General features: G+C 44.5%; 12 protein-coding genes. 2 read left to right on the top strand and 10 right to left on the bottom strand.

Features of this window, described 5'->3' with window-relative positions; genetic code table 11:
* The first annotated feature begins 201 nt into the window (after positions 1 to 201).
* Positions 202 to 1,395 carry a threonine--tRNA ligase gene (thrS, locus tag SFC25_RS01750; RefSeq protein WP_411213625.1) on the top strand — a complete coding sequence of 398 codons (1,194 nt, stop codon included), beginning with the start codon at positions 202 to 204 and terminating at the stop codon, positions 1,393 to 1,395.
* 30 nt (positions 1,396 to 1,425) lie between these two features.
* Here the strand turns inward: thrS and SFC25_RS01755 are convergent, their stop codons facing one another.
* The 10 genes from SFC25_RS01755 to SFC25_RS01800 form a co-directional block, all read right to left on the bottom strand.
* Positions 1,426 to 2,187, bottom strand: coding sequence for an ABC transporter ATP-binding protein (locus SFC25_RS01755; protein ID WP_411213626.1), 762 nt, complete (start codon positions 2,185 to 2,187; stop codon positions 1,426 to 1,428).
* Entirely contained in the window at positions 2,184 to 2,972 is a 789-nt protein-coding gene (locus SFC25_RS01760) for an ABC transporter ATP-binding protein (protein ID WP_411213627.1), read from the bottom strand. The genes SFC25_RS01755 and SFC25_RS01760 overlap by 4 nt, the downstream gene beginning before the upstream one ends.
* Positions 2,969 to 3,802: a nickel transporter permease gene (gene nikC, locus SFC25_RS01765; protein WP_411213766.1), complete on the bottom strand. Its 834-nt coding sequence runs from the start codon at positions 3,800 to 3,802 to the stop codon at positions 2,969 to 2,971. The genes SFC25_RS01760 and nikC overlap by 4 nt, the downstream gene beginning before the upstream one ends.
* Before the next feature lie 9 nt (positions 3,803 to 3,811).
* Positions 3,812 to 4,756 carry a nickel ABC transporter permease gene (gene nikB, locus SFC25_RS01770; RefSeq protein WP_411213628.1) on the bottom strand — a complete coding sequence of 315 codons (945 nt, stop codon included), beginning with the start codon at positions 4,754 to 4,756 and terminating at the stop codon, positions 3,812 to 3,814.
* Entirely contained in the window at positions 4,756 to 6,285 is a 1,530-nt protein-coding gene (nikA, locus tag SFC25_RS01775; protein ID WP_411213629.1) for a nickel ABC transporter substrate-binding protein, read from the bottom strand. The genes nikB and nikA overlap by 1 nt, the downstream gene beginning before the upstream one ends.
* Positions 6,286 to 6,408: 123 nt before the next feature.
* A complete protein-coding gene (locus SFC25_RS01780) occupies positions 6,409 to 6,951 on the bottom strand; it encodes a YdhK family protein (RefSeq protein ID WP_411213630.1) in 543 nt (180 codons plus the stop codon).
* A 133-nt stretch (positions 6,952 to 7,084) separates the two neighbouring features.
* Positions 7,085 to 9,028, bottom strand: a complete 1,944-nt coding sequence (locus tag SFC25_RS01785; protein ID WP_411213631.1) for an ABC transporter permease — start codon at positions 9,026 to 9,028, stop codon at positions 7,085 to 7,087.
* On the bottom strand, positions 9,018 to 9,779 hold the full coding sequence (locus SFC25_RS01790; protein WP_411213632.1) for an ABC transporter ATP-binding protein: 762 nt from the start codon (positions 9,777 to 9,779) through the stop codon (positions 9,018 to 9,020). The genes SFC25_RS01785 and SFC25_RS01790 overlap by 11 nt, the downstream gene beginning before the upstream one ends.
* 105 nt (positions 9,780 to 9,884) lie before the next feature.
* Positions 9,885 to 10,886: a sensor histidine kinase gene (locus SFC25_RS01795; protein ID WP_411213633.1), complete on the bottom strand. Its 1,002-nt coding sequence runs from the start codon at positions 10,884 to 10,886 to the stop codon at positions 9,885 to 9,887.
* Positions 10,883 to 11,572 (bottom strand): response regulator transcription factor, encoded by a 690-nt coding sequence (locus SFC25_RS01800; protein WP_411213634.1) that lies wholly within the window; start codon positions 11,570 to 11,572, stop codon positions 10,883 to 10,885. The genes SFC25_RS01795 and SFC25_RS01800 overlap by 4 nt, the downstream gene beginning before the upstream one ends.
* A gap of 135 nt (positions 11,573 to 11,707) precedes the next feature.
* On the opposite strand from SFC25_RS01800, the gene SFC25_RS01805 reads away from it, so the two are divergent.
* On the top strand, positions 11,708 to 12,223 hold the full coding sequence (locus tag SFC25_RS01805; protein WP_411213635.1) for a hypothetical protein: 516 nt from the start codon (positions 11,708 to 11,710) through the stop codon (positions 12,221 to 12,223).
* Positions 12,224 to 12,241: the final 18 nt, after the last annotated feature.

Raw genomic sequence — 12,241 nt, forward strand, 5'->3', positions numbered from 1 at the left:
GGCTGAGAGCCCTGCAGGAGAACGACTTGGATTACCACCTTCAAGCTATAGCGGGGAACTAGCAGTATCCGCTATCGGTAGAAACCGTTAAAACATATGAGCGCCATTTTTCTGGCGGAAATCTGGGTGGAACCACGACCACAATCGTCCCGATCACGGGAGGATTGTGGTCTTTTTTTATATTTAAAAGGAGGAATTATCATGAACAAACAAGCAGAAGCAGAAAAAAGGAACCATCGCAAACTCGGGCAGCAGCTCGAGCTTTTCCTAAGTATGGAGGAAGCACCGGGCATGCCTTTCTTTTTACCGAAGGGAATGGTGCTGCGCAATAAATTAGAGGAGCTGTGGAAGGAAAAACATGCCCAGGCTGGATATGATGAGATCAAGACTCCCATCATGATGAAGCAGCAGCTCTGGGAGCAGTCCGGCCACTGGGATCATTATCATGAAAACATGTATTTCTCTGAGGTAGATGATCAGCGCTATGCAATCAAACCGATGAGCTGCCCCGGTGCCGTGCTTATTTACAACAGCAAGCTCCGGAGCTATCGCGATCTTCCATTGCGTTATGCGGAATTAGGTCTGGTGCACCGGCATGAACTCTCAGGTTCCCTGAATGGATTACTGCGTGTTCGGTCATTCACACAGGATGATGCACATCTGTTCGTTCGTGAAGATCAGATTGAACAAGAAGTGGAGAAAGTATTGGAGCTGATTGATGCGTTTTACAGCCTATTCGGCTTTTCTTATGAAGTAGAACTTTCCACTCGCCCAGAGGACTTCATGGGGTCACCTTCTATTTGGGATAAAGCGGAGGCAGCCTTAGAGAATGTACTGAAACGACAGGGAATTGCTTACAAAGTAAATGCAGGCGATGGGGCATTTTACGGTCCAAAGATCGACTTTCACATTCTCGACAGCCTTGGACGCAGCTGGCAATGCGGAACTGTTCAGCTCGATTTCCAAATGCCTGAGAAATTTGACTGCAGCTACGTGGATCAAGAAAACAGCCGCAGACAGCCGATCATGATACACCGCGCCATCTACGGATCAATCGAGCGCTTTATGGCCATTCTCATCGAGCATTACGCAGGAGACTTCCCATTCTGGTTGGCACCTGTTCAAGCAAGTGTTCTCCCGATAAGTGATGCACATGCAGATTATGCTCATGCAGTTTGTGAGGAATTGCGGCAGGCAGGTTACCGTGTTTCAGTGGATGATCGTTCAGAAAAGATCGGATTGAAGATACGGGAGGGATCACAGCAAAAAGTGCCTTATCTGCTTATTGTAGGAGATAATGAAATGCAAAATAAAACAGTTTCTGTCCGGAAACGCCCGGAAGGCGATCTTGGAGAAATGCCTTTGTTGGATCTTATGAAACAGTTTGAGGGATAAGAAAAAAGCGGGTGCTCTTGGAGCATCCGCTTAAAATATACTAATCAATTCTTTCGTGTAAGCATGACGGCTATTATCGTAAATTTCTTCCTTCTGAAATATATCAAGCAGTTCCCCATCTTTCATGACAGCGATGCGCTGACACAGCTGATAAACTGCGGCTAAATCATGTGAAATGAACAGATAGGACATGCCCAATGTCTTTTGCAGGGAAGCAAGCAGCTCGAGAATGGCTCCTTGGGAAAGCACATCAAGACTTGCTGTCGGTTCATCCAGGACAATGAGTTTTGGCTCGATACTGATGGCGCGCGCAATGGTAACGCGCTGCTTTTGCCCGCCGCTCAGCTCATGCGGATAACGGTCGCCAAGTTCTTTTGGCAGTTCAACTGCTTCAAGCAGTTGTTCTACAAAACTTTGTTTTGAATGGAATGTAAAATGCTCCAGTTGGAGTTCCTGCTGAAACTGCATGTAAGGATCAAGCAAGGAGTCCTTGATTTTCAGCTTTGGATTCAATGCAGCTGTTGGATTTTGAAAGACTGTCTGAACGTTTCGGCGATAGTCTCGAAGCTCCTTGCGATTTGCATTGGCTAGCGGTGTACCATCAAAACTGATGGATCCATCATCAATCTTTTCGACACCTAGCAGGCAGCGAGCCAGTGTACTTTTGCCGCAGCCGCTTTCGCCTACCAACCCCAAGCTCTCCCCTTGATGTATGGAAAGAGACACATCATTCACAGCCAGCTTACCGGGATTATAGCTCTTCTTCAGATTACTTATTTCCATGACAGTCATGACTTGTTTGCCTCCTTGATACGTATGGGAAGCGTTGGTGCAGCCTGGATCAACTGTTTGGTATACGCATGTTCCGGCTGATGAATAAGCTTCTGTTTTGATCCGGACTCAATGATTTTCCCATCTTTCATGACAGCAATTTTATCTGCATAACGAGCAACATGCCGCCAGTCATGTGTGATGAAAAGAATGGCACAGCCTGTTTTTTTCTGAAGCTCTTGAAGCAAGGAAAGAATCTTATGCGCTGATACACTATCAAGTGCCGTTGTTGCTTCATCTGCAATCAGAATATCAGGTTCTAAAAGAAGTGCTAGCGCTATAGATGCACGCTGCAGCTGTCCTCCGCTCAGCTGGAATGGGTATCTTTTAACAAACCCCGCATCCAGACCGACTGATTCAAGTGCTTCTTTTATCATGTATTTACGAGATGTCTTCTCTTTCACTCCATGCGTTTGCAAATACTCCTCCATATGCTGCTGGATTGTCAGAAACGGTGTGAATGAACCGTGATAGTCTTGGAAGATGTAACTGATAGCCTTCCCTCGTAATTGGTTCATTTCTGTTTTCGGATGTTCTAGGATATTGGTGCCTTGGTAGATTACACTGCCATAAGCTCTCAAATTGGGTCCCAGCAGCTGGCCAATTGCTTGTGACAGCATTGTTTTCCCGCTACCGCTTTGACCAACGAGGGCAAACCATTCACCTTTATCGATTCTGAGACTGACATGATCAACAATCGTTTTTTCACCATGTGATACAGTTAGATCTTTGATCGATAAAATCATGGCTGCACCTCCTTTTTCACATCGAATTTATCTCGTAAATAGTCTCCAAGCATGTTTGCGACCAACACAACCGCCACGATTGCTAGTCCAGGATAAATCATCATTTCCGGGTTTGCTTGGAAATATGGACGGGATTCGTTCAGCATTGCCCCCCATTCTGGTGTAGGAGGCTGTGCTCCAAGACCGATATATGAAAGCGAGGAAATGAGCAAGATGATCTTACCAAAATCCAAACTCGCCAGGACGAGTACATTTCCGATGATATGCGGCAGCAGATGCTTGCGCATAATCGTAAATGTGGAAAGACCATTGATTCTCGCAATGGTAATGTAGTCCTTTTGCACCTCTGTCAGTACGGTACTGCGCACCATCCGGGCGTAATTAACCCACTTTACGAGAACGATGGCAAACAGCAGATTGCCTATACCAGGTCCCAGCAAACCGCTGAGCACAATGGCAATTACAGTATCCGGGAAAGCTAGGAAGCCATCGGCGATACGCATGAATAACCGATCTAGCCAGCCTCCCCTTAATCCAGCAAGCAGACCGAAAGGAACACCGATGATGACCGCTGCTGCCAAAGCAATCACACTGTAGCCAACAGTCAGGCGGAAACCGAGCAAGAGCCTAGTCAGTACATCCCGTCCTAAATGATCCGTTCCCATGGGATGCTCCCATGACGGAGATGCCAGCCGGTTCCCGACATCTGTCATCGTGGCATCATGCTTCAAGTAAAGGAAGGTGTATGACACTACTGCTATTAATAAAAGCAAAAGCGCACTGATTAGCCAGACCTTGGTTTTCTTTATTTTTTTTGGAGAAAGAGCCATAACACCCATCTAGCTGAGCTTCCTTTCTTTTAATCGAAGTTCAGGATTTACATAACGATAAGATAAGTCCACTAATGTATTCACAACAAATACGATAGCTGCCATTAAAACTATATATCCTTGAATCAGCGGATAATCACGCTGCCGGATAGAGTCAACGACAAGCTTGCCTACGCCCGGGTAAGCAAATAATACTTCCACAACGACTACGCCGCCGATCAAGCTGCCAAGACTGACACCGAATACTGTAATGACAGGTGGCAAACTGTATCGGAAAGCATGCGAAAAGAAGATGCGCCTTTCTGAGATGCCTCGTGCTCTCGCCGCACGAACAAATTCCTGCCCTAGAGAGTCCAATAGACTGGAACGGAGCAGCCGCACGTAAACACCTGCAATAGCAAGTCCCAATGTCACTGCCGGCAGGACAAGGGACAGCAAACTGTCACGCCCCATTGTCGGGAACCAGCTAAGCCTCACAGCAAACATATCAATTAGGATAAGTCCGAGCCAGAAACTAGGAACCGCTGCACCTATAATGGAAAAATATCGACTGAGATGATCTATCCAGCTACCTTTATACAGCGCTGAAAGAGAACCTAATGGAATAGCAACCACAAGCATAACAATCAAGGAACCGATCGTCAGCTCCAGTGTGGCTGGCAGGCCAGTCAGCAGCATCTCTGTAACTGGCTGACTAGTAATATAAGAAGTACCGAAATCAAGCTGGATAAAGTCCAGCAGCCACTTCCCATATTGAACAAGCAATGGATCGTTGAAGCCCATATCTTCCCTGAGCGCCTCCACTTGTTCCTGGCTTACATTCAGCTCATCCACATTCAGGATTGTGAGCGCTGGATCTCCTGGTGCAAGGCGAAGGAAAAGAAAACTGAAGAAGGTGACAAATAAAATGAATAGCACAACCTCCAGCAGCCGTCTCCCGATAATACGAAACATCACTTCACATCCAATTGATTTGTAATCATATAATACTCACTTCTTGTTGTTACCCAGTTCTTTACTTTTGTTTCATCATAAGCTACGAGCGTGTCTGGATAAATCACAAACGAATTGATTTGGTTTTCATCCACATAGTTGGCAGCAGCTTCTGCCAGTTCTGCACGCTTGTCTGTATCTACTGTTACATTTAATTCATCGATGATTTTCGTCAGCTCTGGTTCATCTGCTCCACTGAAATTCAAAGCTCCATCTGGATGATACGTCGCATTCAAGTAGTACCCTGCATCTCCACGAGGTGCTGTCAGATTACTGTATGTGGCCAGATCCCAATCCCGATTTGCTGCCATATATTCTTCCGGAATCTCGATTTGACGCAGTTCTACTTCAATACCAAGTTTCTTCGCATCGGATTGGAATATTTGCGCAATCAATGGAAGATCAGCTCTGGCAGAGTAAGTCAGCATGGTGAGCTCAAGAGGTTCCCCGTCTTTCTGCATCTTGCCATCCACTAGCGAATAGCCAGCTTTCTCCAGATAGTCCTTTGCCACATCTTCTCCTGTTTCATGGTCACTATAGCTTGGTGCGAATGGCAAGGAATCGGGGAATGGACCTTTAGCCGGCTGTGCATACCCAAGCAATACAGAATCAGCGATTTCATCTCGATTAATCAAGGCGTCTAATGCCTTACGAACATTTACATCCTTTAGTTCTTCCCGCTCCATATTCATCGTCATCTGGTGAACGCGGAAAGTCTCTGTTGATTCAACCTTAATGCCATCCTTTGCTTCCAAGCTCTCGATACTTTCTGTTTCTGGACGAAATACAACATCCGCATCACCCGACTCGAGTGCTAAAGATCGTGCATTCGCATCTTCATTGAAGGAGAACGTCACAGAATCCAGCTTTGCTTTTTCATCCCAATAGTCCTCATTGCGAACAAGCTCCAATTTGCTGCCTGGTGTGAAGGTTTCCAGTTTGAAAGGGCCTGTCCCAATCGGATTATTTACAAAGTCTCCTGCCTCTACATCAATGATGGATACGTTGGGGTTTACAAGTTCTGAAACGAATTCCGGAAATGCCTGTGTATTCGTAACCTGCAATGTCCTCTCGTCTGTTGCTTCGATAGTATCAATTTTCAATGCATTTTGGATGGCTACGTTATCCTTTAAAGATCTTTCCAATGATGCTTTTACCGCATCTGCATCCATCGGTTCTCCGTTTTGGAATTTGATACCTTCACGAAGCTTGATTGTCCATTCTCTACCTTCGTTTGTACCTTCCCAGCTCTCTGCAAGCCACGGTTCAATCTTAAGTGTTTCTTCATTCAATCGAACCAACGTTTCTGTCATACCTGCACGCAGAGGCACATAGCTGGAGTCTACATTCGGATCCAAGGAATTCGTCGCGAAATTATAAACGAAGGTCAGATGCTTTTTATCACCCTCCGAATCTGCATTATTCGTACAAGCTGCAAGCAGTAATAACAATCCTGCTACTCCTAAAACCTTCATCCATAACTTCTTCATCCGTCTTCCTCCTCTAAATCTATATGTATGGGATAATTTCGTAATCATTACGTTTTGTATATTATCGTAACGATTACTATTTGTAAAGATAAATTTCCATAAAAAAATAGCTCCGCTATGGAGCTATTCTTTTAACGGTGCCAACTCTTCTTCCGTCAGCCACTTATGATTTTTCACTTCTTCACCTGTTACTGTCGAAGTATAGTCGACCATATATACTGCTGTATCCTCGATCTTTTCCACAATCGCAGTTGCTCCCTTCATGCCTTCCATATGGTCAGCCTCAAGTGTAGCCTCTATTCCTGGTTCCAATGGATGGTCACCCGGTTCCTTCAGCTCTTCTTGAATCACCCAGCGATGGTGATCAACGTGCTTGCCGCCATTCGTTGGCGTATACGACACTTCATAAGCATATGTATCAAATGCACCCACGATTGTCGCTTCTGCACCTTTCATACCTTCCATATGGTCAGCCTGGATGATGGCTTTGCTGCCAGGCGGAAATTCAGGATCATCTGCTTCCTCCAGCCCCTCCGGCAATTTTCCAGATTCATCATGCTGCATATGTTCCTTATCATTGGCACCCTGGCTATCTTGCGTTTGTGATTCATTATTACCGCACGCACTGAGCACGAAAACTGCAAGCAGAATCATCAGTATCCTCATTCGATTCTCCTCCTTTTCTAGCACTAGTATGTATCATACTCTCCTTCTCCTATACCCTTTGGAAACCACAGAAAACTTATGGATTCTGACACGAAAAAAGGACAGTCTGTTGACTGCCCTGGAAGGGTTTTATTTAAAGCGATTGTTTGATTACCTTGTTATAATGTACGACTGAAAGAATACCAAAGATTGAATACAAGATTGTATAAATCACCATAACAACAATCATCGGTGTCAGCATGACCGATCCAAACAGGAACCAGCCAGATTGGACAGCAAAATAGCTGTGCAAAAGTCCGATGACGAGCGGGATTCCGAAGTTAAACAGCTGCTTGCGCTGGATACCGCGGCGCAGATCAGTTGTTGTGAACCCAAGCTTGCGGAGGATCGTGTAATTCGGTTTCTCGCTTTCTGCTTCATCCATTTGCTTAAAGTAAAGGATACAGCCGGAAGTAATCAGGAAAGTCAGACCAAGGAAGCCGACGATGAATAATGTCAATCCGATTGTTGATTTCTGATCTTCCAGTATATCGATTCTAGATTCACTGTTATCCTTTGCCTCTAAATCCAAGCTGTTGAATAAATCATTTGCTTTTTGCAGCTGATCATTATTCTCGATCGTATAACCGAAATACCAATGATAGCCCTGATTCAAATCTGGATTTATATCCTGCTTCAATTCCTGGAACACAGCATCATCGACAATCATTGTCGGCAGGCCGCCCATGGTGTAATAGTTGGAGATTGGATATTCGTCCTCAAGCCCCGTGTAATGCAGCGCCGTTTCGGACTCTTTTCCATGGACAACAACCTCCCCTTCATCTTTTAGTGACATGAAACGCTGCAGCAGCTCATTATATCCAGTCAGTTTCAATTCATCTGGAGCCACATCCAACCCTGCTGCCTTCTCGCTTATAACAGCTGTATCCATCATAGATGCATTAAAGTTCAGCTCCAGCTTTGTTTGCAGGATGTCTTCAATATTGAGCTGTACTGTGTACACTTCCGCTTTGTCTTCTGTATAAGCAATATCATTATCATCCATTGCCTGACGAAAGGCTTCAGCATCGCTTTCTGTCAGCAAGGAAAAATCTTCTCCTCCTGTATAGTTATAAGCCGTATCTTCAGCGGAATAAAACGTAATATAACTTAAGGAAAGCAACCCGATTGCCAACGCAGATACAGTAGTGATGATGGTAAGCAGCATCGCATTGGACTTCATGCGGAACATGATGGACGAAAGGGACAACACTTCTTTGATATTCAAGTAGCCGCCTTTTTGCTTCCTGATAAGGCTTACCAGGAACGCGACAGATCCTTTATAGAACAAGTAAGTACCAAGAATGACACAGAACAAGATAAAGAACATAGCTCCGAACAATTCCACCATGGATGAGAAATCACCATCAAACAGCTTTCCCGAGACAACGTATCCCACCGCAATCAGTGCGATACCTAAAATACCGATGATAACTTGGAAAACAGATAGTTTCCTTGCTGTCATTTCTGTTTTTGATTTCACGTGAAACAATGAAAGAATCGTTTGGCGTTTGATGAACAGTATGTTCATCAGCATGATAAGTACGTAAATAAAAAGGAATACTAGCAGCGTTTGAAGTAATGCTCTTGATGAAAAGGACAACGATGCAATTCCTTCCACACCTGTAACTTTAAACAATATCATGATTAACAGCTTCGAACCGGCAAATCCTAATAGGATACCAATTAAGAGACTGCCAAAATAAAGGATGGCATTTTCTGCGCTTAATAATCTGAAAATCTTATTTTTCGTCATTCCAATCAGCTGAAACAAACCAATTTCCTTGCTGCGCTGTTTGATAAAAATTGTATTTGCATACAGCAAGAATACTGCAACGATAAAGATCAGAAGCACCGAAGCGGTGGCTATCCCTGCTCCGCCTTTTACCGAACCTTCTACAGGATCCATCGACTTGTCATACTGCAGCGTCACAAATGCAAAATATAGACCAGCACTGAAAATTAAAGCAAATACATATAGATAATAGTTACGCAGGTTTTTCTTCAGATTGCGGAGTATCAGACTATTAATGCTCATTTTGCACCCCGCTGAGCACACCTTGTGTGGCCATGATGTCTTTGAAGAAAGCTTGGCGCTCTTGTTGGCCTTTATTCAGCTGTGTATAAATCTGTCCGTCTTTGATGAAGATGACGCGGCTGCAATAGCTGGCGGCTGCTGGATCGTGGGTTACCATGACAATGGTTGCTTTTCGATTTGCATTCAATGAACTAAGCTTGTTCAACAAATCGGATGCTGATTTGGAATCCAGTGCACCTGTCGGTTCATCTGCAAAGATGATGCTTGGCTCATGGATGAATGCACGCGCAGCAGATGTCCGCTGCTTTTGACCTCCGGAAATCTCGCTTGGATATTTATTTTGCAGCTCCAAGATACCGAGCTGATTAGCTACTTCCTCAAATTTGCGATCAGCCTCTTTTTTTGGCACTTTTTTGATAGATAAAGGAAGCAGTATGTTCTCCTTCACTGTCAGCGTATCAAGCAAGTTATAGTCCTGGAATACAAAGCCAAGATGGTTCTTGCGAAATTCAGCCAGCTGCTTCTCTCTCATGTTCGTGATTTCGTTGTTTTGGATCAGGATAGTTCCACCGCTCGCACGGTCGATGGAAGAAAGCACATTCAGCAGCGTTGTTTTACCAGATCCGGAAGAACCCATGATGCCAACGAACTCTCCCTCTTCGATACTAAGATCGACACCTCGCAGCACTTCCTGTTTATTGAATTTATTTCCGTAATTCTTCTGGACTCTTGTGGCTTCTAGAATTCCCATTGTTTCGCACCTCTTTGTCTGATTTGTTACCTCAAGTATACGGATGCTTTAAAATATGCTCCTGCTTTTCAGCTAACAAACGAACAAAAGCGTGTGACAATCCTGTCACACGCCAGTCATGCCGACCATATCGTTTCGTTTCGGGAAAGTAAGTGTAACACATGTGCCCTTACCGAGTTCAGAAGCTACATCCACTCTGATTTTCAGCGGTATTGCCGCTTTTTTGGTCAAGTAAAGCCCCATGCCGGTGGCAGCCTTATTGTGCTGGATAGTGGACGTGAATCCCTGGTCAAATAGACGCGGCAAGTCTTTTGCATCAATCCCTATACCATGATCCTGAATACGAATCTGCACATGATCATCGATTTTCTCACTTGAAATATGAATGTCACTGTTTTCACTGTACTTTACCGCATTGGATAGCAGCTGGCGCAGAATGAACGTGAGCCATTTTGTATCACTCAGCACTACTTCTGTCTGCAAATCAAGGTCGAATCCGATACCCTTCTGCATACACCACGAACGCAAGGAACGGATTTCCTGACTGATGACAGTGTGCAATTCGATTTCTTCTATATATAAGTCATTCTCAATGAATGAGATACGCTTCTGATGGATTTGTGTATCGAGCAGCATGTGCACGCGCAGCCATTCATATGTCAGCTGCTGCTTCAGTGCATCATCTTCCATACGATCTATGATCAGCTGCATAGCTGTCAGCGGTGTCTTAACTTCATGAATCCAGGAAAGCAGTTCATCCTTCTCCCGCTCTAACATCTCCCGTCGATCAGAAGAAGTTCGATTCAGGAAATTCACTTGCTCTTGGAGACTCTCGTGAACGATATATTCGTATGGCCGATCTGGATCTGGCAATGTCGAAGCATCCAGACTCTTCTCCCAGTCATTCAAGCTGCGATAAAAGCGTGTCTCCCGGTGATAACGGAAGATGAGGAATACCGTAAGAAGCAGCCAGAACAGCAAAAGTACATAAAAGATAGAATCAAAAGGAATCGTCGTATCCACATACGCCACTAACAGCAGCAATCCGGAAAGCAGGACGAACATGCCTATCCAGCTGGCTTTATCCCGAAGATATTTTCGAATCATGGCTGCCCTGTCTCCAATGCACAGTAGCCTTGTCCAACTTTCGTTTCAATCTGCTGTCCCAGTCCGATGTCATCCAGCTTCTTCCGCAGTCTATTCACGTTAACAGTCAATGTATTATCGCTGATAAAACGCTCGTCATCCCATAGACTTGTAATAAGCCTTTCCCGAGAGACAATTTTGTTTTTCTGTTCTACCAAAAGCTTCAGGATGTACATTTCGTTTTTCGTCAATTCTACTTTGCCCGTCTCATTCTCCACTTCATTTTTTTCATAATCAACCGTTGCGCCATTCCACGTTTTCAATGTCACGCTATCGGTATTATAGTTGTAAACACGGCGAAGAATAGCCTGGATTTTTGCGATCAGCACTTCAAAATGGAACGGCTTTTGGACAAAATCATCTCCGCCCAGCTGCATCGCCATGACCATATCCATTGGATGATCCCTCGACGACAGGAAGATGATCGGAACATTGGAATGCGCCCGTATCATACGGCACCAATGGAAACCATCATAGCTTGGGAGCTGGATATCAATCAGTACTAATTCCGGCTGCACACTGGAGAACTCTTCCATCACTTGTCCAAAGTTTTCTATCCCATGCACTTCATAAGACCATTGCGTCAATCGCGTCCTGATTTCTTCGAACAGACTTTTGTCATCCTCGATCAATAGTATCTTAAACACGTTCTTCACCTCATTTGTCTTCCATAAAATTGTAACGAATGCGGACTGTTTTTACTAGCATCCCAGGGTAAAGATTGTTTCTATATCGGGGTTATGCTAGAGTTTTCTCATATAGATAAAGCGAGGTCCTGCACGATGTTCGATCCTACTGTATTTGATAACTTGAAAGTGGCTTTCGAGAATCAGCTTTATGATTTGGATAACTTAGACAAGGAAATAACCATTGTATCCCGGCATGACCGCATGGAAATGGCTACAATGTCGCGGGAATTCCGTCTCGGGTTCACATTGCAGGAAAATGCGGAAGTGACCGCTGAAATTTGTCTGGAGGCTTCTTTGCGTGATTTGGCAGATGAGATTTTGGAAGAGCCGGAAAGGAATCCTGGCTGTACCTTACGATTATTCTTCTATATGACAGTAGAAGAACCTGATACAGAATGTCCTGTGATCGAGTCTATCCTGACTCAGATTTGGACACCGCCAAGCCGCCCGGAACAAACACTGCAATATACGTACGATAGAAAGCAAAAGTATTACCAAAATAAAGTCGAAGTCCGCTTTGACCGGAAAATCAACGAGAATCAGATGGAGGATCTGCCGAATTTGATTGATCATATTCTGGATTCTCTTGAAGCACTGACAACAGAATAAGAAAAGCCCGCAGTATAA

This window comes from Terribacillus saccharophilus (assembly GCF_046592595.1).
GTDB classification, from domain to species: domain Bacteria; phylum Bacillota; class Bacilli; order Bacillales; family Amphibacillaceae; genus Terribacillus; species Terribacillus saccharophilus_C.